The organism is Siminovitchia terrae, assembly GCF_003605405.2.
Classification (GTDB): domain Bacteria; phylum Bacillota; class Bacilli; order Bacillales; family Bacillaceae_C; genus Siminovitchia; species Siminovitchia terrae.
This window is the reverse complement of the sequence record NZ_QYTW02000012.1, coordinates 88725-111511: the sequence shown is the minus strand read 5'-3', so window position 1 is coordinate 111511 and position 22787 is coordinate 88725. Positions and strand designations below refer to the sequence as shown.

Genomic DNA, 22787 nt, shown 5'->3' with positions numbered 1-22787 from the left:
AAATCAGCTCCTTATTATTTTATCTATAAAACTCTGGGCAATAGCCCGGTACCGCGACATAGAAGCAATGGTTCCTGTACGCAAAATCGAACTTCGTACTGGGGGATCTTGGCATCGTTTCGGTACAAGGAGCTCGGTACTTTTTCCCCGGACTAGGGTTAAAAAACCACAAATTCATCCTTGCACGTGGTTCCCTATCACCTTGTAACAAATTCCTAGCCCTCTGGAGGTCAGCTTCTGTGGGACGTTGTGTATACAATGTTCCATTTAAGACAGGCTCGAAGTGAGGAATATTGGTTCCAGGTATGGTTTGATAGATCGCGTGTCTGATATTACGCAACCCTTTGAAGTCGGGAGCACAGTCAGCCTCGACTCGATTAGCCACAACCGATCCTACCATGTTCATCCCTTGAACGCCTTCACCGATTGCTTCCGCCAGCATGAGTCTCGCTAACTCCTCCACGTCACGTGAAGTATGTTTTATTCGTCTGCCCATTTTCTCACCACCTTTGGCTTATACAAGTAATTTATTACCTGAAGCTGGATTTGGTAACTTGCCTATCAGCCCAAATACTTTGCTTCTGAAAGTTCATAATTAGGACATATGTTTGCCCGTTTTCCCGAAAAGGCGAACATTGCAAGACAAAAGCGGAAGCGCCTTGCTCATCGACGTACAAACTGGAGGGGCTTCAGTACGAGATAAAGGAAACACGATGAGCCTGATAAGGCGAATCGATGTTGACTTATCGTAGGGAGGAGACCTGAAGTTTGCTAGTCGATAGGCGCTGGAACTGGACGAAGAAAACTTTTCACAGAGGTATACACTTTGTACGATTTTATAATTTCCTATACCACTAAGGAAAGCGCAAGGCGAATTTTGATGAGGGAGTTCTTCAGCCACCACAGCAATTTGACTTGATCCTTTCGCCGATGGCGCCTGAGGCGGGCTTAGGCAGCGACGTCCTGTCGCTTCGACCGCGCTAGGACATCCTGTCCATCGCTTGACATATCACATCACCGTTTGAATAAAAATTTCGTATCAAATGCGCCTTGGCGTATTTGAGCCCAGATTTTATCGAGCTTCGCTCGATAAGTTTCCTCTGAAAATCTGTGGCATCCGCAGGAGGCTTTAACTTTATTCAGCCGGGGTTTGAACCCCCACTGAATGGAATACCAATATGCATTCATCTCACCACTTATAGAAGTGGGAGACTTCTACTGAATCAAGTTAAAAGAATACATTTTGAATGAACCGGGTCTCCTTGCCCAAAACGATAAAAATCTCTTGTACAATTATCATCGGCGGCCTAACTGTTTTGAGCTTGCATGAGTTCATATATCTTACGAGCTGTGTTGACATTTCTTATAGTAACTTGTTTGTATAACTTTGACCCAATTATCTTTGACATTCCGCTTTTGGTTACATTTTTCTTGTCAACGGACCATAGAATCGCGCCGGGGACATATTTCACCGTGTCAATATTTGGTTTGATGACCAAATTCTTAAGTACAGATTCATCATCAATTTCATCCCATAAAAACATGACATCACTTTTCATGTCTTTGTCATTTTTCCATGTGTCAGGAATTGCATTAATGATTCCTCTGACATCATCGACACTACGAACTACTACTTTAATTTGTAATCCGAAATCATAATGTATCGCTTCTTCCAAAATACATGATAGTTCAGTTTTTGAGTTGCCTTTGAATGAAAAAATAATATTACCTGTATTGATGTATGTCACCACATCATTCATCCCGGCTTGTTCAAACGTTTGTTTAAGCAACTTCATGTCAATTTTATTTTTCCCACCTACATTAATTCCCCGAAGAAGAGCGATATAAACCATAACCATCTTCCTTTCGACTTTTTACTCATTAATCCATAATATCTTATTGACTATTCTGATCAAATGCGCCTTGGCGTATTTACGCCCAGATTTTATCGAGCTCCGCTCGATAATTTTCCTCTGAAAATCTATGGCATCCGCCGGAGGCTTTAACTTTATTCAGCCGGGGTTTAACCCCCCACTGAATGAAATACCAATAGTCATTCATCTCACCACTTACAGAAGTGGGAGACTTCTGCTGAATAAGTTAAATATTTCCTTGCCCACCCCTCTGCCATTTGGCTTCTGCAAGAGTTCCTGGTGTATAAGAAGTAGATTGACTTTTTAAATATAATATTACTTCTTCTATTAAAATAAGATGGCAACATATAGACCTAATAATGTGATGTATGGAATGGGAATCGTTAATACAATCCCTTGTTTAGGCGATAGGTGGTTTCATCCGTTCATTAAAACAACTTTCCCTTTATTTCCATTTGAGAATTCTGCAATATCTTATTAATGATATATAGTTTTAGAAAATGTGTACAAAAATTTCCATTATATTGTTATCGCTTTTCCTGGGTCTGACTAAGACAAGATTCAATAGAGTTTTTCATATGATTAACGAGTGCTGTCACCTCGGAATCCAGTCCTTCCCACTTATCAACATACTCTCCTCGATAAGCTTTTCTGGCTAAGTCGAGTAAAGTCGAATATTCTTTGGGCAACCGAGGTAAAGCCCATTTTGCAGCCACATCTTTTGGAGAAATTTCACCGATGGATACTGTCTGCCACATTCGAGCCAGGGTTAAAATTACATTACGCTCATCACCTTTGATACCCTCAATCAACCCTGGCAAAGACCCCTTAATCCCTCTTCGAATATCTGTCATCGGAACGGGGTCAAGTATATCAGAAGCATCAGGACCAAATAGAGAAATGCTATTCTTTCTCGCTTGTGCTAAAACAATAGCCAAATCAGGGTCATAGGTTGGTTCCTGGATTTGTCCTTTTTCAAACTCACTTCTGAGCCACTCACCATAGGTAAATTCATTTCTTGGTGGATATCGCCAAGGTACAACATCGCTATGGTTTATCACCGTGACTTCAAGTGGTCTTACAGAATCTGTATTTCCTATCTTTCCAGATATAAGCATTAGTCTGTCTGTTAGTTTTTTTCGATTTACTTCAGGTAAACAATGATTCACAACCACTAGGACATCTACATCACTGTTAATGCGTAAGCCACCATTTACCGCAGAACCAAATAGATATACCCCGACTATCGAACTTCCAAGCAACTCCTCTACGATTTTTAATGCTTTCATCGCTTGTTTTGGTATTTTTTCGTTACTCAAATCGCTTATCAACTGCAAACTCCTCTCCTCTGATTATGTTCGCATAATGTACGTTTATATTGGTTTCGTTGGTATTCAATTAAATGACTGATTACTGAACAGAAACATTTTTTACAGAACATTTTATCAAACTTTAATATAATTATCGTTCTTTATTTCAAATGATCAACCTTTATTATACGTTCGAAGTGAGAATTTGCCTAACTGTGGTTTTGAAATAAAGTTTAATAATTTTAGCAGTGGCAAACCTGTAATTCCATCTTATAGACGCGATTCATAGTAGATATTTGTAGTAATTACAATGATAAATGACAGAAATACCATAAATGCAAATGTTAGAAGCATACCTAATAATAATTCATTTGGCATCCATGCATACAAAAAAATAAACATAACCACGAATCCTATACAAACTATTTGCATTATATGAAAGCTTTTACTAAGACTTTTTTGAGTAACGTATTGATTCCGTTCATCTATTTCTTCTAAATGACTATTACGTACCTTTTCTTTAGAGATGCTATTTCTGATTTCAACAAAAGAAAAGATAAATAAAATACATGTCAAGATACTTAATTTCAGGTCAAATCCTTTGATAAGAAGCACTGACAAAGAAACTATTGTCATCGTTATACTGACTATGCCTGATAAAAATTTCTTTTTGCTATAAATCTTCATACACTTGATCCTCCAATTTTTTATTTTCAGCTAAACAAAATAGATCCTCGACGGTTGTTTCAAAAACACAAGCTAAACGATACGCCAACATAATCGATGGTCTATACTTTCCTTTTTCCAATGAAATGATTGTACGCTGTGATACAAAAACATGTTCTGCTAGTTGCTTCTGCGTTAAATTAGATCTGTTTCGATATTCCTTTACTCGATTTTTCATCCTATCTCCACCCTAAACATGAAGTGAACTTCACATGAAGTACACTTCACATTTTTGCATATAATTCATTCCATTGCAATCTAAAAGGGCAGTATTTTAAATAACCTGCCCTTTACTAAAATATCTGAATTTGAGTATTTTATTTTTGTTCAATTCAAATAATTATACATTTTTACAGAATTTCATTGCGAATTATAAAAGTAGTGGAAAATGTAATTATGATTACTTCCTCTTTTACATTTGAATTTTGACTTACCAACAGTTCATTTGGGTGTTTTTTCTGATTCAATGCACTTTTTCTTAGTAACTGCAGTATTTGTTTAGATGAGGTTCACTTCTCTTTTCTTTCCTTTTTGATTCAATTCCATTAACCCTTGAATTGCTTGAAGCTTCAACTTATTATAATCCGTGTCGATTGCTGATGTTTTTACGATTTTTTCAACTAACTTATGAATCTCTTTAGAAGATAATGCATCAAAAATACCAATAGCAGCAAAAGAAAAAAGGCTGGATCACTATTGGACCCAGCCCGAATTAGTATTGATTTTTGATTGGGAAAACCAATTGAGCAAGGATTGAATCTGTCCACTCTTTTTTCTCCATGCTCTTTCCTCTAATGTACCAACTGTTTAGCAGTAAGTACCGACTTTTTAGTAGGGAGATAACTTTGTTTAAAACAGTACATCTTTTTATAAACGGTACAACTTTATTCCAAATCCACAAAATTATGTAGCTTTAAAATAAAGTGTGATTAAAAGTACCCTGCAAAAACCTGATTATAGGAAAGAATCTGTATACATTTTTTATAAAAAAGTGTGATCATTTTTTGGCTGTCCATTTTCCACAATCAAACGCGATTGTTAGAAGAATAACATTCCAAAACGGTAAATCGCAGAGGATGGCTTTATTTTCCTTGCCTTTATTGCATGTTTTTTGGTGTTATATTGTGTTATTTCAATTTTCCTCTACCGGAAAGTGAACTACTTATCTTACTGACATATCCTTTTCACATGTTTAATATATATTACTAAATCTTAGATTTAACAGAGACTAGCTCTCCGTCCATGTGTTTGTTTAATTTCTTCGGATACTTATTTGTTACTTTCTTTGAACTCATAACAAACCCTTGGTTGTATTGCTTAACCGTACCATTTGAAATACGATTCATAGGATCGAACCTCTAATATCCCTTCCAGCCAGATTTGATAGTCATTGCATGACTACTAGATATACTTGCAAAACTGCTTCAGGTGTAACCAACATTTCCTTTTACTGCTGATTTCTAACCAGTGTTTAATGTTACGCTAAAGGAATGCCCTTTGCTGGCTGAATAACTTAAAGTAAAGGTGTCGCCTCCACCATTCTTTGCAGGGTTTTTCTGAATAAGACTAGACCGTTTACCCTTTACTACTTTTGTTGACTTACTAGTCCCTATGTATCGATAATATACCTGTGGAGCAAAAACAGTATAGCCGTTTTAAACTTCAGTGGCATTTTTATCATTTTAGGAGATGCTGTCAGAAATATCATCTTCTTTTAGGTTCGGATCAGATGCTTGTCTATCAATATATTCATCCATATCAACCTTTCCAACAACCTCCCCGTCTTCGACCTTGAATACTTCGATGTATCCCTCTGAGTCTACGTCATAATACCCCTTGTTCTCTTTGTCATAAAAAATGTTAGGAGTCTTTGTGGCTCGCATCTTATTGACGTTTACATTATTGTTATTTGCTTCTTCGGCTACCCACGGTCGCGCCCATAATGAAAACTGCAAAGATTGAAAATAGAAAAGCAAGCGATGCCTTTTTCATTCCACGTATCCCCTTTATGTTTTTTTGTAATTTCAGAAAATAATACCATAATTCCACGGATAAGACACTTTTTTTACTTTTGCAAAAATTGTTATTTTTATGATATGATTTTTACAACATGAAACAAAGGGGTAAGCTCTAATGAAGTATTTTATTTTGGCAGGCTTGTTTTTCATTTCGGCTTCGATTTTATATTCAGCAAGATACATCACTTCTGGTATGATTAGTCTAATTGAAAACAGCGTTGGGGGACAATTGTCCTCACCGCAAACCCTGCCACTCCTTATTTGGAGTATTATTTTAGTAGTGCTAGGGGTATTGTCAATATTTATCGGCTTCTTTAGAAAAGACTAATGTTAATCGGCTTGTAAAAAAATCAAAAAAGAGGAGAATTCCAGATAAAATTGATAAAAAGCAGAGTGAAGTATTGAACTTGATCAAATGCGCCTTGGCGTATTTGCGCCCAGATTTTATCGAGCTCCGCACGATAAAGGTTTCTCTGAAAATCTGTGGCATCCGTCGAAGGCTTTGACTTTATTCAGCCGGGGTTTGAATCCCCACTGAATGGAATACCAATAGGCTTTCATCTCACCACTTACAGAAGTGGGAGATTTCTGCTGAATGAAGTTAAAGCAACTCGAGAATTTAAGGGTAGATGTAAAAAAGTATTCCAGGGCGATGCTGATTGGGCCATTCAAATGTGTTAGGGAACTGTGGCAAATAGATATTTTGATGAAATAGGATTTGGAAAAATATAATGAATAGCTAATAGATGCAAGTATGAGAAAAGATTATACCACAAATTGGCCAGTATAACGGAATTATCACAATCCCACTCATTAATTTAATCGTATCAAACCTTTTTATAAATTATCGGACTTTATTCCAAATGATCAATCTTTATTATAAATTATCAAACTTTATTTCATGGCCACATTATCAGCAAACACAAAAACTCCATTTTGAACAATGACTGATCAAAATGGAGTTTATCTTTCTAACTAAATATAAAATTTTTATAAAAAAGTTTGAACATTTTCTACCTATGTTTCTCCACAATCGCGCTCGTTTGCTTAACTCTACAACGTCTTTTAAATGGATACCGACAATATGATTAATTTTAAAACCTAAAACAAGCAAAACCCCGTTTGGATTTTAGGACAAGATTAAAATATAGTTGTATAATTTTGATGTAAGATAGATACTTCAATGCACTTAAAAATATAACAATAAAGTCGTTTAAACAACTTTATATATTCTATCTATTCACTTTTAATTTTTTAATAGAATAAAAGTAAAATATACCTCCGATCATCCAGTAAGGCTCCCAAAATACTAACCTCCAAAAGATGGAATATCTATCTAATTCAAGATTTAAAACACCGATTGAACTGAAGGCTATTGTTATGAAATTGAACAACCCATATAAAAACAGGAAAATTCCAGAAAACTTTGTAATGAAGTAGAGTATCTTTTGTATTCGAGAATTTTCCCATTTAATTAACAAAATTATGAGCAATACTGCACCAAATAATTTTATAAATCCAGTTATCCAAACAATGGCGATGAATGATGGCTCTGGATTCAAAGCCTGTTCATAAATTGCACCACCTAAAGACTTAACTCCAAACATGCCCCCCATTGCCCAATAAAAACTCATACCAGCAAATAGTAAAGCCCATATCACTCCTGAATACAAAAACCATTTATTGGTTTTCATTAACTTATTCCTCCGATAGCTTTTCTAAGATTATCTCCTAAACCTAAAAAACCAAAAATAGCATTATACTCTAACTTATCACTTTATTTTAAACACATTTATTGTAGTTAACAAATTTATTTGTAATTAAACAACTATATTGTCATTCAACATTTAAGGGTCTTTATTTCACTCATTTGTTATCTCCCTTCTATAACGGTAAATGTTCAAATAAAGTCAATCATATAAAAAAACCTTTAGACAAAGAATATCTAAAGGGGATAAAATTTCGCGACTTTTTTATAAACACCGTGACTTTGTATTAAACATCGCAACTTTGTTTTAAAATAACAAATTATGTTATGTAACAATAAAGTTGTTTAATTTTGAAGCCACAATTACGCATAAAACCGTTCGAAAAACTGAACGGTTTAAAATAATAGTTGTTTAATTTTTGCAGGAACTATTTTTTTCATGAGAAACAAATAACAATAAAGTTGTTTAATTCTTCACCATAATTTTTCATCTCATCTTTATTCTTTCTAAACCCTAAAATTATTTATCAATAATCCTCCAAAAATTTGGCCCATAATCTGTATTCTCAATAAAAACATTTAAATCAAAGTAAGGTAAAGCTTCTCCAACTGTTAACTTACATATTTTGTTGTGTATAGGAGAGCCGAAGGAGAATTCTAGTTGTTTGGCATCTAAATCAAACAATATAGAATGAACGGTTCCAAAATTTTGTTTATAATTGTGCACAGTTAATCCCTCAGGATACTCTTTTAATGTTAAACTCCGTAGGTGGTTCTTCGAAATAAAATCATTGCTTTTTAAGTTGTTTTCCATTAAGTCATAACGTACTCTGGAATGTTCCAACATTCCATTCTCTTTTCTTGAAATATTGGGAAATAGCGCATGGTTAGTTGCAATAATGAATTCTGATTTGTTATTGACTCTTTCTACAGCTCTTTCCCCATCATAAGTTTCTATTAAGGCTGCGTTACCATTTGCATCCGCCAGAAGCAAATTCATATTTGTTCCAATAGGCATATCCTCTAAATAAGAAATTCCTTCCTCAACGTTTTTACAATTTTCAAGTAAAGCTCTGACTATTACCATAAACTGTAGTCCTTTTATGATAGGCTTTTTCATTCCTAGATGTTTTCCAACTGGCATACCGCAAGAGGCAAAAGCTACACAGAACCCCATTTCATTTAAGCCTTCACTTCAACCTAAATAAGAAACGGAGAATCCGGTATGACTGTATTTACCCTTTACTTTTGTTGTACAGAGTCTCTTATCAGATATTGCTGGTGACAAGTCGTAGTTTCTAAGGACATAGGTTTTACTATCATTTGTTTTAGACGGTAAAACAGCACCCAAACTACATCCACCTGGTTGTAGCAAAGCTTCATCAAAGAAATTAAGATAACTAGGCTTTACATTTAGTGAATCTGCAAACCCTTGTAATTCTTCGATTAAGCCAGGACAATACTGGTTCATTAGTTTTTCCATATCCTTAAATTTCGCCTCATCTATTGGTTCGGGTAATAAAACTACATTCATTGCATTAGGAATTTTTTTTATTTCTTCTCCTTGCCTTCTACCAATCTCGTAGCTGTTACCTTCAAGAAAAGAAAAATATGCTTGAATTGAATCTTTCATATTTGTCTCTCTCCAGTCCAAATTATTGATTAATATCGTCGTAATACATAAGGTGTCCCTTTTGAAACGGCATCTATCAATCGTCTATCTGATACATATTTTGCTCTGTTTGGTTGTCCCTCAGCTCTGTTTATATCTAATGTATTTAAGTTTGCTACAACAGAGAAGAGCGTACCAAAATTATGTTCTTTTAAATTTAAACAAACATGTCCCTTGGTTTCTGACATAATTGATTGTGCAATGGAAAGAGTCATTTTATTGATGTTTTCTTTAAGACGTATATCTAATGTTTCAAAACGTTCTTTTGATTTGCTCCAATTCCAGCTTTCAGATACTGATGTACTTTCATGGTGATTGGTACAATGAATATAATTATTGGTAGGGAGACGTACTTGATAGTCATTAGGGGTAACTTCTACAACAGCCATATTCCCTAATGGATCTGCTAACAAATAGTTATTAGCTACCGAACTTGGGAATCTTTTTAACACTTCTATTCCTTCTCCCACAGTACAACAATTTTCTAAAATATATTTAACAGCAAAATAAAAATTCAATCCTGGCTTAATTCCCTCATGAGGAACTGATGTAATTCCTACAAATAAACCATGTTGATTTAAACCATCGACTTTTCCAATAAAACAATCTGAATGACCTACATACTTATTTTTGCTTTCAAAACAAACTAATGAGGACTCTGTTATTTTCTTTAAATTTAAGAGCATATCATAATTACGTCCAACAATCATTTCTCTTCCATTGAATGCTGAGAAAATGCTGCATTGACCGGTCAACTCAAATACACCTATACTTAAGAGAAACGAACTGACTTCTTCCAATGAAGAATGACAACCATCAGCAAATCCTTGTATTTCCTTCACAATACTAGGGTCAAATTCAGTGAGAATAGGTTTGCATTGCTCCCCGAATTTCAACTTTTCTTCTGTTACTTTCGGGAATCGAAATCCATTTTTATAAAGGATTTCTGCATAACGCTTACCTGCCTCGTAAGTATTTCCTTTTAATCTCGGATGATACATGTAATTCCCCTCCGTTATTTCTTTGTATATATAAAGAATAAACCCTCCAGTAGGTGGAGAGTTTACCCTATTTCTATATAAAAGCTGTTACTTAACTATCGTTCTTGATAACCTGTATACATATTTTGGTGATAAACTCAGAGGGATGTCTGTTAAAATCTGGTCGTATCTCTCTTATATTAAAATCGGAAGGAACAAGTCCTTTTTCATAAATCTCTATCTCTTTCCCTACATGGGTTAGATTCTGTTCCATTATCCAATTTTTTAACATTTCATATCCTACATCCAGCTCTGAATAGGGACCTTTAACAGTCAGGCATGCGTATGTCCCACTAGATAAAATTCTACAACCGTCTATTTTGTTCGTATCTTTTATTGGAAGAAGTAGTTCTACATCTGCCTCTTTTTGATTCAAATCTCGTTCGTGAAAGATAGCCATTAGTTTTCCTGTAATCACGAGATTAAAAGCGTAAACTCGATCAAATAAATTTTTAACCAACTTATCGATAAATTTAACCTTTATTTTCTCACGAATCGTATAAACTAGTATTTCCTTTCGATTTTCAATAGAACAGTCGGATAAAAGAGGCCCCGGAATTATAGAAGCCTCTTTTTCGATTTGTCCTTTTAACCGATTCATCTCTTCTATTTGTTTGGAAATTTGTTCTTTTTGATCCTCAAGTTCATCAATTTTATGTTCTAATATGCTTTTCCATTGTATCTGATCAGAGCTTTCAATAAATTCCTTAATCGTAACTAAGGGGAATTGACAGCTTTTTAGAAGCATAATTTTTTTTATGATTTGAATTTTGTCATAGTCATAATACCGATAGTTTGTTACAGGATCTATGTATGAAGGTTTTAGTAATCCAATGTCGCTATAGTAGCGTAATGTTTTAACAGGAATATTACATATTTCAGAAAACTTTCCTATAGAGTACATTTTATTATCCTTTCCACTTTAGAAATATAGATCTCTAGGCTCCCTCCTTTAAAACTCGTATGCTAAATATTTCAACTAATCAGGAACAAAATATCTTCACAAAAAAACACACGTTCGATTACTTTAATTGTAATCGATAACGTGTGCTTTAAACACCTTTATTGTAAATTAAATAACTTTATTTGTAATTAAACAGCTTTATTGTCACGAGACAAAATTTGTGGCTTTAGAATAAAGTTTAATCAAAACCACCTTGCAAACCCACATTTTACGCTAAATTAAAAGAACCCGTTTTGAAAAAAGATTGATCAAAACGGGGTAATTTCTTGTGAAATACCGTGCAATTTTTATAATAAAGTTTGATCATTTTCTACTGTTGATCTTAAAAAATCTCTCCCTATAGTTGAAGATCGTAATTCTTAGAACTATCACTTTTGGAACTGACTACCTAATTTTAAGGATCCATTTATAATATAGTAAAACAATGAGGAGCAATAGAGGATTAATGATTACCGAATACCACAAATTCCACCATCCATAGTTAAAGTAGCCCCATGGCTCGGGTAATAATGTGATGGCTTCATAAAGTAAAATGGCTATTACCCAACAGAATATATAAATAATACGTTTATGAAAGGGACGTGCACACGGATACCAATTTAAAAACAGCGTATTCACTGGTGGAAGGAATAATATTAATGTGAAAATTTCACTCCACTCAATAATATCTTTAGAAAAGTACCAATAGCCATGATATCGTGTATCAATATATAAATCAGCAAGTTGGTGCAAAGCAATTGTAAATGTCAAATATGTATGATTTGATTTGTTGTTAGCCTTTTGTTTGTTTTAAATGCAATAAAGTTAAATAGAATAATGGGATAATAAGTCCAATCATAAGTTTTCCTTTTTGATTGAATATACCACTTATTGACAAGAAAAAAAGTGATCCCCTCCCTAAGCTCCACACCTTCGCTTCCCCTGTAAACTGCTACATTGCGGCAAGGGTGTTGTAGATTATATGTTGGCACAAGACCTAGATTTCACCTACTATGAGGGATCAGGGGGGCATGATTGGGAGTTTTGGGATCCACAACTTAGACAAGCGATGGATTGGTTACCACTTTCAGAAGGGTTTGTCGACTAGCTATTATTTGAACAACAAATTCTAGAAGAAAATATAACTAAATTTATTTAAACCACCTGGAACCGCTTGAGTCTAGAAGATTCCAACGACCACGCGGAAATGGAATTGATATACACTCAAGTTTCCTCGATATATTTAGTTTCCTAATCATGCTATAATATAGGCGCCATTAAGACCGATTTTACCGTATTTTACTCCAATAGTTGGACGAGTGACTTGGTGCAAAAATCTGTGCCATTCTTACCGTCTTTTTCACTATATTTACCATGACAGGAGCTTAGTCCCCTAACCATCCTTTTAAAAGGATGGTAGAATATAAGTAAAAAAGGAGGACTTAAATTGAATCGAGATAATCATAACAACGAACCCCCATCTTCAGAACATGACGTTAAGGTCATTGATTTTCTTGAAGAAAAGGAAAAATCCAAAGTAAAAGAAGGACTGAAATGGGTGCGATTGGCTATTGATGCCGGGGATACAGGGGCAATGAACGAAATGGCTTATATTTTGTTATCCGGAAAAGGTGTGGAGCAAAATTCGAAAGAAGGGGAAAAATGGTTACGTCAATCGGCGAATGGCGGTGATCTATGGGCCATGTTGGATCTTGCTATTCGTTTGCTCGATGGTGACGGACTCACCCAAGATTTGGCCGAAGGGGAAAAATGGCTGAGGGAAACGGCGGAACGTCAGGATGAAATTGCAATGAGAGTCTTGGGATACCGATTACTGGAGGGAATGGGTTTAAAGCAAAATCTCCAAGAGGGAGAACAATGGCTCCGAAAAGCAGCGCAATTACAAGAGCCAGCTGCGATGAGGATATTAGGCGTTCGCCTACTAAAAGGAGACGGCCTTGATAAAAATGTGGAGGAAGGAGAAAAGTGGTTAAAAAAGGCAGCTGAATCCGGCGAGCCGACAGCTATGAGGGAATGGGGCAGATATTTAATAAGGGGTTTTTGAACTATCCCTTCTTAACACTTTGAGTTGTTTGAACTGGATCTTTTTAGACTTAAATTGAGGTTACCTGTAAAAAAGTCCTACCCTCCCACTCCCCCATCTCCCTCAAACCCTTGCCCCCCCAAGGTTCCACGCCCTCTTTCCCCTATCCTTTTTCTGCTAAAAAGTTGGTACTCAAAATAGAGGATTTTTCGGATTTCCTTCTATTCTTCCATTCCGGTTTGTACAGAATATTCCGATTATGTAAAATGGTTGGCCCGGTGACTCAACTAATTTAACGACTTGGACGCAACACTCTTACGTGATACTTCCGTTCCTTTAAATGGCACTTCTTTTTGGGTAATCTCATAATCAATCTCATCATTATCCGTTAGCCATGCGGGTCTTAATACTGTATAGTTAAGGTCTGAAGCCTCAATAATATCCACAGACTTTCGATATGGGCCTAAATATTGGTCGATTGCACGATTAGTAAATTTCCCAAATTCCCCTGGGACTTCATCATAAATACAACCGAGCTGATAAAGATCAAACGTTTCACCCCGGTCGTATCCATTGCCTCCACAATAGCCTTCGCTTGTTCCTCCAGATCACCAGCTAAATTCGCATAGACAACATCTTGTCCTACTATTGCTTCCTTTAATGTTGCAATATCCCGAACGTCACCTTCAATTATGCGTACACGATCAGACTCATATTTTCTTAGTCTATTTGAGTTGCGTAGATATAGAGTCAATTATGCATCCGTTTCGCCTAAGAATAAATCAATAGCATAACGTGCAATTTGCCCATTAGCTCCAAGAATCAATACATTAGTCAAATACAAAACTCCCTTTCCGTTTCTCTAATGTAATGATTATTTTAGATTTTCTATAAATACTAAATTCCTAAAGATTCTTGCTAAAGAAATCTGTTAACTTAGGTACAACTTAATTTTTTCCTCATTCCAAGAAGTATTACGCTTTGACATTACCATCTACCTCTCCATTTTCAGAATAAAAAAACACACGTTTGAATACATCCATTGTACTCAAAGACGTGTGTTTTTTAAATAACTTTATTATTTTTTAAACGACTTTATTATTATTTAAACAACTTTATTATGATGAAACAAAAATTAAATAGAAACAGCTACCCCATCACTCCACCGTCACACTCTTCGCCAAATTCCTCGGCTTATCAACGTCACACCCACGGTGCAATGCGGCATAGTAGGCAATCAGCTGCAGCGGGATAACTGAGACCAGCGGTGTGAGCAGTTCATGGACTGCCGGCAACACGAAGCGGTCTCCCTCTGTTTCCAATCCTTTCATTGAAATGATACAATTATTGGCTCCGCGGGCAGCCACTTCCTTCACGTTTGCCCTGATGCTTCCGTTGACTCTAGCCTGCGTAGCAAGTGCTATGACAGGTGTTTGTTCCTCAATCAGTGCTATTGTACCGTGCTTCAGCTCTCCTCCGGCGAACCCCTCGGCCTGGATATAGGAAATTTCTTTCAGTTTCAGAGCTCCTTCCAATCCGACGAAATAGTCAATGGAACGGCCTATGAAAAAGCAGTTGATGGCTGCAGGCAAGTATTCGATCGCCATCAGCTCGAACTCTTCTTTAGTATCACATAAGATTTCCATTGCGTTGGCGACGATTCCGAGTTCTTTTACCAAATCAAATTCTGCAATCGTGTCTTTTGCAGAACCTGTCGCAGACGCCAATATTGCTAAAACAGCCACCTGTGCTGTGTATGCTTTTGTTGAAGCCACGGCAATTTCAGGACCTGCATGAAGTAGCAAAGTGTAATCCGCTTCTCTTGAAAGCGTTGATCCCGGAACATTCGTAATCGTTAAAGCACGATACCCCATTTCCTTCACTTTCACCAACACGGCTCTGCTGTCCGCTGTTTCCCCGCTCTGAGAAATGAAAACGAATAATGGTTTTGCTGAAAGCAAAGGCATGTTATAGCCGAATTCACTCGCAAGATGCACTTCTACCGGAATTCCCGCTAGCTTTTCAATCAGCTGCTTTCCAACCAATCCCGCATGATAGCTTGTTCCGCAGGCAACGATATAAATCCGGTCTGCGGCCGCCATGGCATGTTTAATATCGCTGTCGATCTCTAGATTACCATCTGCATTCTGATACGCTTGGATGATCTTTCTCATGACAAGAGGCTGCTCATCAATTTCTTTCAGCATAAAATGAGGATAGGTTCCTTTTTCGATATCCGTAACGTCCAGTTCCGCGTGATAAGGCTCTCTAATGATGACTTCGCCTTGCAAATTATAAATATCCGCCTGATCTTTTTTCACAATGACGATCTCTTTATCCATCAATTCAATGAATTGATCCGTGATTTCAATCATCGCCATAGCATCACTTGCCACAACATGAAAGTCTTCTCCGACTCCGACCAATAAAGGACTTTTATTTTTAGCAACAAAGATGGTATCAGTCGCTTCTGTATCCAACATTGCGATCGCGTAGGAGCCGTTGAGCAAGCGAAGAGTTTTCATGAAAGCTTCTTCCGTCTCCATGTCTTTCGCAAACTTCTCCACAAGCTGAACAATCACTTCGGTATCTGTATCGCTGTTGAATTTCACATCTTGTAAATACTCCACTCTAAGCTCAGATTCATTTTCGATGACACCATTATGAACCAATGTAAAACGTCCAGAAGCACTTTGATGCGGATGGGCATTGCCTTTACTTGGCGCTCCGTGCGTAGCCCAGCGTGTATGTCCGATTCCCACTTTGGCAGTTACTGTTCCGTCCACAACTGCCCGCATGTCTGCAATTCGTCCTTTTTCTTTAAAAATGTGAACACCGTCCTGATTGAAGACAGCAATTCCAGCCGAATCATAGCCGCGATATTCGAGCTTTTCCAAGCCTTTTAACAATATTTCCTTCGCATCATTTGTTCCGATATAACCAGTAATTCCGCACATTTTGTTTCCTCCTGTGAAAGGAGGGCAAGCAGCTCGAGGGCACACTTACCCTCTATTTCATATTCATTTTTTATCGGACACATTTCCTTTCCTTTGTCCACCGAGTCGCCTCGCATGATTTACGAAAGAAAATTCGACTGTGTGCCGCAGCCGGGAGGTATCCGCCGAACGCTCGATAAACCTCCTCCTCGTCAACTGGCAATCTGTTACTGCAAGTACATTCACCAGTTCTGGCGCTTTAAAAAAACCTTACAATGCTCCTTTCCATTCAGACTAAAAATGAAACATGAATATCATACTATATTCCTTTTTTTGCAGTCAATGGTAAAATCAATAATATCGTTATATGTTATAACTATGCTGTTTTACTGCATTTTGCGATTAGGAGGTTGTGTGTGAATAAAAAAGCATTTTGGATGGCTGTCATTACGATCATGATTTGGTCATCGGGATTTGCCGGTGTACGAGCTAGCTTGCTTGGTGGATATACTGCTGCTCATCTTGTTCTTCTCAGATTTTTAATTGCCTCCGGGGTTTTTCTTCTATATGCCTTTTGGCCCGGGGTAAATATGCGTCTTCCTGAAAAAAAGGACTTAGTCAGGATCGTGTTCCTCGGTTTTATGGGAATCAGTGTTTACCATATTGGACTTACATTCGGGGTACAGACTGTTTCCGCCGGAACCGCGAGCATGATTATCGGATCTGCTCCTGTATTCACTTCCATTATTGCGGTGATCGTCCTGAAAGAGAGAATGGACTTGTTTGGCTGGATCGGTTTGGGCATTGGCTTCATAGGTATTATCTTAATCACGATCGGATCATCAGGTGCATCTTTTACCATTTCAAAAGGAACCATTTACATTTTAATCGCTACTATTGGCACTTCCATCTTTTTTGTCTTTCAAAAGCCTTTACTGGAACGGTATAATCCGATTGATTTGACTGCCTATTTTACATGGGCAGGTACCTTGCCTATGCTTGTTTTCATGCCGGGTCTATGGGAAAACATCCAGGAAGCATCTACGGCTGCCCACGTTTCCGCTTTATATGTCGGTATTTTCCCGGCTGCCATCGCATACGCCACATGGGCCATCGCCCTATCTGCCGGCAACACAACAACACTTTCAAGCATGCTGTACCTTGAGCCTGCCCTCGCCATTATGATTGCCTGGTTCTGGTTAAGCGAATGGCCAAGCACCTTATCGCTCATTGGCGGGGCAATTGCCATCTCCAGCGTGTTTGTGGTCAATTTTATTGGCAAGAAGAAATACTATAAGGGGTCAGACCCTCTTTAGTGTACTAAAGAGGGTCTGACCCCTATTTCCAAAGCAACCGGGCAATGGTCGCTCCCCATCACATCAGAGTATATATGCGCATCTTTTAACTGGTCTTTAAATCTTTCCGAAACGATAAAATAGTCGATCCGCCAGCCGATATTCCTTTCCCTCACTTTGTGCATGTAGGACCACCACGTGTAGGCGCCCTCCTTATCTGGATAAAAGTGGCGGTAACTATCAACAAAACCATGTTCCAGCAGCGTGGAGAATTTCCCACGCTCCTCATCTGTAAATCCTGAATTGCCCTTGTTCGACTTAAAATTTTTCAAATCAATATCTTGATGGGCAACATTCAAATCTCCACACATAATAACCGGTTTGTTCTGATCCAATTCTTTCAAATATAAAAGCATACGGTCTTCCCATTCCAGCCGGTAGTCAAGACGCGCCAGATCCCTCTGTGCATTTGGCGTATACACATTAACCAAATAAAATTGGTCAAATTCAAGCGTAATAATCCTGCCTTCTTCTTCACGATCAGACTCCCCAACGCCATAACTCACAGACAACGGTTCGTGTTTAGTAAAAACAGCAGTCCCAGAATAGCCTTTCTTGACCGCATAATTCCAATATTGATGGTATCCATCCAACTCTAAATCAATCTGGCCTTCTTGAAGCTTTGTTTCCTGTAGGCAAAAAATATCTGCATCCAATTGATTAAAATGGTCCAAAAAACCCTTGCGTACGCAAGCCCTGAGCCCATTCACATTCCATGATACGAATTTCATCCGGTGACTTCTCCCTCTGTCTATTATTCTATCACCTATTGTGCCATTCTTTCGCCAGGCAAACAAGCAGATGAAAACCTTTGTTGCTGGCCAGCCCTGAAAGGGCACTGAAAAGTTCGCCAACCGCACTACTCTTCCGGCCAACCCTAAAAGGATTCCCCTATCTCTTTTCATTTTTTCTCTTTACTTCTTCACCTGTAATGGATCGATGAATTCCGTCACTTAATTGCTCTGCAACTATATCACCTTGTATTGATTTCGAATGTACTCTTCAATTACTTTCTTATTTCTTCCTACTGTATCCACATAAAATCCGTTACACCAAAATTTCCTATTTCCATACCGATATTTTAAATTGGCCTGCCGATCAAAAATCATCAAACCGCTTTTTCCCTTTAGATATCCCACAAAAGACGATACACTTATTTTCGGCGGAATACTAACCAACATATGAATATACACGCTGTAGCTTCTAAAATTTCTACGCCTTTTCTTTCACACAATTGCCGTAATATTTGTCCTATATCTTGTTTTAGTTTTCCATAATTGATTTATTTCGATAAAGACGATGTGATACTTATAATTCCATTTTGTATGTGCTAAACTGTTTTTGTCGGAGGACATAATGGGTCCCTCCTTGGTGTATAAATTTGGGTGGCGAACCAAAATTTATTTTAACACCGCGAATGAGCCTTTTTTATACATCGTTATAAGCTCTCCTGAACCATACGCCTAGCGTATGGTTTTCATTTATCCAATAAGGAAAGCCGGGATTCCGACAGATTCCCGGCCTTAGCTTATTTCGCTTTTTTGATGGAATATTTTTTCATGCTTTCGACAACTTCTGAGTATTCCTCTTTTGTATTAACCGGAATTCCCTGCATCAACCTCATTTGCTGACTGCTCTCCAGCTTCTTCACATCAATTTGAAAAAAAGACTGGATGACATCCGATTCTTCAGGCTTGCCATTAAAAATGGACAAAGTCCCATCATCCGTAATACCAAAATAACCGTTCATTTTTAATAAAGGTGAAATATCATCGACCTTCTTTTCAAATAAAAGGCGTTCTTCATCCATATCGACAAGCTGCCAAGACTCATACTTTGCCCAAAAATCTTCCAAAGCAAATATCGTTTCTTTCACAATCTCTTCGCTGGCCTCACCATCCAAGTAAACCTTCTTTAAATGGACAGTTAGCTCCAAGGGCTGTTCGTTTGTGACAGAGGGGGCATCGTACATCTGCTCTGCCTGTACTTGTACTGGCTCATAAACAATATTACTGACAAACATACCGCCAGTTAAAAGAATCAAAACTAAAATGGCTCTCATTTCAGATCACCTCTACACCTTTAATCAAATGCGCCTTGACGTATTTGCGCCCAGATTTTATCGAGCTTCGCTCGATAAATTCCCCCTGAAAATCTGTAGCATCCGCCGGAGGCTTTAACTTTATTCAGCCGGGCTTTGACCCCCACTGAATGGAATACCAATAGGCATTCATCTCACCACTTACAGAAGTGGGAGACTTCTGCTGAATGAAGTTAAATCTTTATAAGATTTAGTGTGACCTTTTTTTACATGAATATCCATTAAAAAAAAGCTATTCCAAAAGAATTCACATCTTTTGGAATAGCTTTTTTAGTTATGATAGACGTCCTGGACGTCGTCATCGTCTTCAAGCATGTCGATGAGTTTTTCAAGTTTCTCCTGCTGTTCTTCGTCTAGCTCAGCTTCTGTTTGCGGCACCATTGTAACTTCCGCTGACGCAAATTCAAATCCTTCATTTTCAAGGCTTTCTTTTACATCCATGAAGCTTTCCGGCTCAGTATAAATTTCAAAAACTTCTTCGCTAGTTTCCATATCTTCTGCACCGGCTTCAATTGCCTGTAGCAACAGATCATCTTCTTCAATATCAAGTCCGTCTCTTTCGATTACAAGATACCCTTTTCGGTCAAACATGTAAGAGACGCAACCTGATTCTCCAAGATTCCCACCGTTTTTTGTAAAAGCATGACGGACATTGGATGCAGTCCGGTTTTTATTATCAGTCAGGCACAATACCATGACGGCCGCCCCGCCAGGACCGTAACCTTCATAAATGATATCCTCATAGTTTTCGCCGTCTTGGTTCCCGGCCGCTTTATCAACTGCCCGCTTGATATTATCGTTTGGCATATTAGCCGACTTAGCTTTCTCGATTACAAGACGAAGCGAAGGATTCGTGTCCGGATCTCCTCCGCCGCTTTTTGCAGCAACATAGATTTCTTTGGCAAGTTTTTGGAAAATTTTCCCACGCTTTGCATCTTGGGCGTTTTTCCTATTTTGAATATTTTTCCACTTGGAATGTCCAGCCATTTGTAATCCTCCCTCTAACAAACCTTTCTATCATATCATATATTGAAAAGGTACGACTTAGCAAATGAGAAAATTTCCAAGCGGCTTTATTCCGTATCACCTTCAATTTGATTGACGATCCACTTAGAGAAAACCATCCTTTTTTCAAATTGATGGAATGTTATATCCTTTAGATGCTTCCAGTATTTTTTCTGCTTCTTTTTATCATAGTCGCTGAAATAATTCCATTCCCTAAAGATATCAGCAGGGTATAATAATGCCGCCAGGAAAGGAATGTCCTTTTTAAATTGGCTGATCGCTTCTCCTTCGGCAAACAGACGGGTCGGGGACCAGCCAATTTCAGGCAAGATGCGGTTGCAATATTGGAGGATATCTATCTGTTTCGGGCCGATGCTCGCTAGATCAAAATCAATCATAAAAAGACTGCCATCAGCTTGCCTAATAAAATTGTGATGGGCCAGGTCTCCATGCAAGATACAGTATGGCCCCATAGAAAAATAGGCTTTATGACCCCGCATGATTTGCAGAGAAGCTTCACCAATCGCAATATATTTATCTAAATGGGGATATACGGATAATCCTTTGAGAGAAACAAAATTTCTTTTAAAGTTTTCCAGGCGCTTTTCCCATTTCTTCAATAAATCGAATTTAATCAGTTTATCTTTCAGTTGAGGCACACATTTTGAGGTTGTAGAATGAAAACGGCATAACAGCGAAAGAGCCTCTTCCCGGTTTTCCGCGCTGTCGTAATAGAACCGTTTATGTTTTAGGGATTCTATATATTGAATAATTCCGAGACATCTTCCCTCAAAATAACAAGGCCCGTTTCTGTGAATAGGATGAAATCTATAAGTGTTGTGGAACCCATGCTTCCATAAAAGTTCCGTCAATTGGACTTGTTGAATCAACTTGTCAGAGTTGGGAAATTCCTTGATAATCCAGCGTTCATTTTCAGAAGAGGTAATCCAAACTGCTTTTTTAATGTTGGATATTTTTCTGAAATCGATTCCGGTTCTTTTTTTTAAATAAAGAAGGAGACGGGAATTGAATCCGTCTCTCGATTGATTGAAGATATTAGTCATCTTCTTCTTCGTCAACCCTTGGCATCATTGGGTAAGGTCCTCCTGCTCCCGGCATGGGCTGCTGACCAAAAGGCATTGTTCCATACGGCATTCCCATTGGCTGACCTTGCTGGACTGGCATCATTGGGTATCCTCCAGATGGCTGAGACCACCCCTGCATTGGCATAGCTGAATATGGCGGCGGATCATTCACCTCTTCTCCCATATGGTGATGGTCGTGATGGTGATGATGCCCATGATGATGTCCGTGGTGGTGATGATACATTTCCATTGATGAAGAACTGGATGATTCGTCTCCCCAATGCTGAGGCATTACTCCATATTCTGCTGCTGGCATCACGGCTGGCATTTGGGTATACATTGGCATCTGTTGCATATATCCACCCATTGGCATTTGCGGATAGGCCATCATGCCTTGCACTTGCGGCATCATAGGGTACGGATAGCACGGATCGCAAACCGGCATGACTGGCGGTGGACAGTAATATTGTGGATACACTGGCGGACAACCTCCTTGTATAGGCATCACTTCTACTTGAGGCACTTCTTTTACTACTTCCACTTCTTTTGGCGGCGGCTGTTGCTGAACCTGTGCCTGCATTTGATTCATGTTCATCATATAGTAGTTGCTTACATCAATTTCAGGAAGCGGCTGCGGCATGACCGGCTGGTAGATTTTTTGTGGCACTTCTTTTTTAATGATTTCTTTTTTCACTTCCTTGTGAACTTTTGGGGGATGATGGTGCTCTTTTGGCATTTCTTTATGACCTCCATGCGACACATGGGGCTTTTCTTTTTTTACATGTGTCCCACCTGCTGGAACTTTTATTTTCATTCCGGGCATGATCATATCCGGATTCGACAATTGCGCGTTCATCTTTTTCAACTCTTCGAAGTTTACGCCATATTTTTGGGCGATTTTCCACAGAGTATCCCCCTTCTGCACGATATGGATCTTCACTTGTTTCCCCTCCTCAGGCATATGTCCATA

General features: G+C 38.0%; 22 protein-coding genes and 4 pseudogenes. 3 read left to right on the top strand and 23 right to left on the bottom strand.

Annotated features, from left to right (window positions below; genetic code table 11):
• Positions 1-19: 19 nt before the first annotated feature.
• The 9 genes and pseudogenes from D5F11_RS13235 to D5F11_RS13215 form a co-directional block, all read right to left on the bottom strand.
• Positions 20-442 (bottom strand): cell wall hydrolase, encoded by a 423-nt coding sequence (locus D5F11_RS13235; RefSeq protein WP_281277089.1) that lies wholly within the window; start codon positions 440-442, stop codon positions 20-22.
• A gap of 572 nt (positions 443-1014) precedes the next feature.
• A complete protein-coding gene (locus tag D5F11_RS26475; RefSeq protein WP_185830686.1) occupies positions 1015-1188 on the bottom strand; it encodes a hypothetical protein in 174 nt (57 codons plus the stop codon).
• A 119-nt stretch (positions 1189-1307) separates the two neighbouring features.
• The gene (locus tag D5F11_RS13230) at positions 1308-1853 is read right to left on the bottom strand and encodes a DUF1697 domain-containing protein (protein WP_120116212.1); all 546 of its coding nucleotides are present in this window, start codon (positions 1851-1853) and stop codon (positions 1308-1310) included.
• A 79-nt stretch (positions 1854-1932) separates the two neighbouring features.
• Positions 1933-2061: a hypothetical protein gene (locus tag D5F11_RS27780; protein WP_281277088.1), complete on the bottom strand. Its 129-nt coding sequence runs from the start codon at positions 2059-2061 to the stop codon at positions 1933-1935.
• A 22-nt stretch (positions 2062-2083) separates the two neighbouring features.
• Positions 2084-2185 (bottom strand): annotated as a pseudogene (locus D5F11_RS27440) (arsenate reductase); the annotation flags it as partial.
• 216 nt (positions 2186-2401) lie between these two features.
• Positions 2402-3202, bottom strand: coding sequence for an aminoglycoside nucleotidyltransferase ANT(9) (gene ant(9) / locus D5F11_RS13225; RefSeq protein ID WP_120116306.1), 801 nt, complete (start codon positions 3200-3202; stop codon positions 2402-2404).
• A 252-nt stretch (positions 3203-3454) separates the two neighbouring features.
• On the bottom strand, positions 3455-3871 hold the full coding sequence (locus D5F11_RS28335; RefSeq protein ID WP_120116213.1) for a DUF2178 domain-containing protein: 417 nt from the start codon (positions 3869-3871) through the stop codon (positions 3455-3457).
• On the bottom strand, positions 3858-4088 hold the full coding sequence (locus tag D5F11_RS13220; protein ID WP_120116214.1) for a helix-turn-helix transcriptional regulator: 231 nt from the start codon (positions 4086-4088) through the stop codon (positions 3858-3860). The genes D5F11_RS28335 and D5F11_RS13220 overlap by 14 nt, the downstream gene beginning before the upstream one ends.
• A 1504-nt stretch (positions 4089-5592) precedes the next feature.
• Positions 5593-5886 (bottom strand): hypothetical protein, encoded by a 294-nt coding sequence (locus D5F11_RS13215; protein WP_120116215.1) that lies wholly within the window; start codon positions 5884-5886, stop codon positions 5593-5595.
• A gap of 157 nt (positions 5887-6043) precedes the next feature.
• On the opposite strand from D5F11_RS13215, the gene D5F11_RS13210 reads away from it, so the two are divergent.
• Positions 6044-6256, top strand: a complete 213-nt coding sequence (locus D5F11_RS13210; protein WP_120116216.1) for a hypothetical protein — start codon at positions 6044-6046, stop codon at positions 6254-6256.
• Between the two features lie 904 nt (positions 6257-7160).
• Here D5F11_RS13210 and D5F11_RS13205 read toward each other — a convergent pair.
• The 5 genes and pseudogenes from D5F11_RS13205 to D5F11_RS13190 form a co-directional block, all read right to left on the bottom strand.
• Complete coding sequence (locus tag D5F11_RS13205; protein WP_120116217.1) at positions 7161-7622, bottom strand: DUF3995 domain-containing protein; 462 nt, start codon at positions 7620-7622, stop codon at positions 7161-7163.
• A 534-nt stretch (positions 7623-8156) separates the two neighbouring features.
• Positions 8157-8816, bottom strand: a pseudogene (locus tag D5F11_RS27435) (C45 family autoproteolytic acyltransferase/hydrolase); the annotation flags it as partial.
• A 15-nt stretch (positions 8817-8831) separates the two neighbouring features.
• Entirely contained in the window at positions 8832-9269 is a 438-nt protein-coding gene (locus tag D5F11_RS27430) for a C45 family autoproteolytic acyltransferase/hydrolase (RefSeq protein ID WP_245998202.1), read from the bottom strand.
• Between the two features lie 29 nt (positions 9270-9298).
• Positions 9299-10309 (bottom strand): C45 family autoproteolytic acyltransferase/hydrolase, encoded by a 1011-nt coding sequence (locus D5F11_RS13195; protein WP_120116218.1) that lies wholly within the window; start codon positions 10307-10309, stop codon positions 9299-9301.
• 91 nt (positions 10310-10400) lie between these two features.
• Positions 10401-11252, bottom strand: coding sequence for a MerR family transcriptional regulator (locus D5F11_RS13190; protein ID WP_120116219.1), 852 nt, complete (start codon positions 11250-11252; stop codon positions 10401-10403).
• 1486 nt (positions 11253-12738) lie between these two features.
• Here D5F11_RS13190 and D5F11_RS13180 point away from each other — a divergent pair.
• Entirely contained in the window at positions 12739-13356 is a 618-nt protein-coding gene (locus D5F11_RS13180; protein ID WP_120116220.1) for a tetratricopeptide repeat protein, read from the top strand.
• Positions 13357-13622: 266 nt separating this feature from the next.
• Here the strand turns inward: D5F11_RS13180 and D5F11_RS13175 are convergent.
• Together D5F11_RS13175 and glmS are read right to left on the bottom strand one after the other, a co-directional pair.
• Positions 13623-14089, bottom strand: a pseudogene (locus D5F11_RS13175) (NAD(P)H-binding protein).
• Between the two features lie 403 nt (positions 14090-14492).
• The gene (glmS, locus tag D5F11_RS13170; protein WP_120116221.1) at positions 14493-16292 is read right to left on the bottom strand and encodes a glutamine--fructose-6-phosphate transaminase (isomerizing); all 1800 of its coding nucleotides are present in this window, start codon (positions 16290-16292) and stop codon (positions 14493-14495) included.
• A 395-nt stretch (positions 16293-16687) separates the two neighbouring features.
• Here glmS and D5F11_RS13165 point away from each other — a divergent pair, with 395 nt between their 5' ends.
• Positions 16688-17587 (top strand): DMT family transporter, encoded by a 900-nt coding sequence (locus D5F11_RS13165; protein WP_120116222.1) that lies wholly within the window; start codon positions 16688-16690, stop codon positions 17585-17587.
• Here D5F11_RS13165 and D5F11_RS13160 read toward each other — a convergent pair.
• The 7 genes and pseudogenes from D5F11_RS13160 to safA form a co-directional block, all read right to left on the bottom strand.
• Entirely contained in the window at positions 17584-18357 is a 774-nt protein-coding gene (locus D5F11_RS13160) for an exodeoxyribonuclease III (protein ID WP_120116223.1), read from the bottom strand. The genes D5F11_RS13165 and D5F11_RS13160 overlap by 4 nt on opposite strands.
• 160 nt (positions 18358-18517) lie before the next feature.
• Positions 18518-18981 (bottom strand): annotated as a pseudogene (tnpA, locus tag D5F11_RS13155) (IS200/IS605 family transposase).
• Positions 18982-19154: 173 nt separating this feature from the next.
• Positions 19155-19688: a BofC C-terminal domain-containing protein gene (locus D5F11_RS13150; protein ID WP_120116224.1), complete on the bottom strand. Its 534-nt coding sequence runs from the start codon at positions 19686-19688 to the stop codon at positions 19155-19157.
• Between the two features lie 20 nt (positions 19689-19708).
• Positions 19709-19849: a hypothetical protein gene (locus tag D5F11_RS26470; protein ID WP_185830685.1), complete on the bottom strand. Its 141-nt coding sequence runs from the start codon at positions 19847-19849 to the stop codon at positions 19709-19711.
• Positions 19850-19997: 148 nt separating this feature from the next.
• Complete coding sequence (locus tag D5F11_RS13145; protein WP_120116225.1) at positions 19998-20714, bottom strand: YebC/PmpR family DNA-binding transcriptional regulator; 717 nt, start codon at positions 20712-20714, stop codon at positions 19998-20000.
• 86 nt (positions 20715-20800) lie between these two features.
• Positions 20801-21811, bottom strand: coding sequence for an aminoglycoside phosphotransferase family protein (locus D5F11_RS13140; RefSeq protein ID WP_120116226.1), 1011 nt, complete (start codon positions 21809-21811; stop codon positions 20801-20803).
• The gene (safA, locus tag D5F11_RS13135; protein WP_185830684.1) at positions 21789-22757 is read right to left on the bottom strand and encodes a SafA/ExsA family spore coat assembly protein; all 969 of its coding nucleotides are present in this window, start codon (positions 22755-22757) and stop codon (positions 21789-21791) included. Before safA ends, D5F11_RS13140 begins: the two co-directional genes overlap by 23 nt.
• Positions 22758-22787: the final 30 nt, after the last annotated feature.

Excerpts from the sequence above, each read along its gene's own strand:
- D5F11_RS13235 (WP_281277089.1), bottom strand. The coding sequence starts at position 442 with ATGCTGGCGGAAGCAATCGGTGAAGGCGTTCAAGGGATGAACATGGTA.
- D5F11_RS26475 (WP_185830686.1), bottom strand. The coding sequence starts at position 1,188 with ATGAATGCATATTGGTATTCCATTCAGTGGGGGTTCAAACCCCGGCTG.
- D5F11_RS13230 (WP_120116212.1), bottom strand. The coding sequence starts at position 1,853 with ATGGTTTATATCGCTCTTCTTCGGGGAATTAATGTAGGTGGGAAAAAT.
- D5F11_RS27780 (WP_281277088.1), bottom strand. The coding sequence starts at position 2,061 with ATGAATGACTATTGGTATTTCATTCAGTGGGGGGTTAAACCCCGGCTG.
- D5F11_RS28335 (WP_120116213.1), bottom strand. The coding sequence starts at position 3,871 with ATGAAGATTTATAGCAAAAAGAAATTTTTATCAGGCATAGTCAGTATA.
- D5F11_RS13220 (WP_120116214.1), bottom strand. The coding sequence starts at position 4,088 with ATGAAAAATCGAGTAAAGGAATATCGAAACAGATCTAATTTAACGCAG.
- D5F11_RS13210 (WP_120116216.1), top strand. The coding sequence starts at position 6,044 with ATGAAGTATTTTATTTTGGCAGGCTTGTTTTTCATTTCGGCTTCGATT.
- D5F11_RS13205 (WP_120116217.1), bottom strand. The coding sequence starts at position 7,622 with ATGAAAACCAATAAATGGTTTTTGTATTCAGGAGTGATATGGGCTTTA.
- D5F11_RS27430 (WP_245998202.1), bottom strand. The coding sequence starts at position 9,269 with ATGAAAGATTCAATTCAAGCATATTTTTCTTTTCTTGAAGGTAACAGC.
- D5F11_RS13195 (WP_120116218.1), bottom strand. The coding sequence starts at position 10,309 with ATGTATCATCCGAGATTAAAAGGAAATACTTACGAGGCAGGTAAGCGT.
- D5F11_RS13190 (WP_120116219.1), bottom strand. The coding sequence starts at position 11,252 with ATGTACTCTATAGGAAAGTTTTCTGAAATATGTAATATTCCTGTTAAA.
- glmS (WP_120116221.1), bottom strand. The coding sequence starts at position 16,292 with ATGTGCGGAATTACTGGTTATATCGGAACAAATGATGCGAAGGAAATA.
- D5F11_RS13160 (WP_120116223.1), bottom strand. The coding sequence starts at position 18,357 with ATGAAATTCGTATCATGGAATGTGAATGGGCTCAGGGCTTGCGTACGC.
- D5F11_RS13150 (WP_120116224.1), bottom strand. The coding sequence starts at position 19,688 with ATGAGAGCCATTTTAGTTTTGATTCTTTTAACTGGCGGTATGTTTGTC.
- D5F11_RS13145 (WP_120116225.1), bottom strand. The coding sequence starts at position 20,714 with ATGGCTGGACATTCCAAGTGGAAAAATATTCAAAATAGGAAAAACGCC.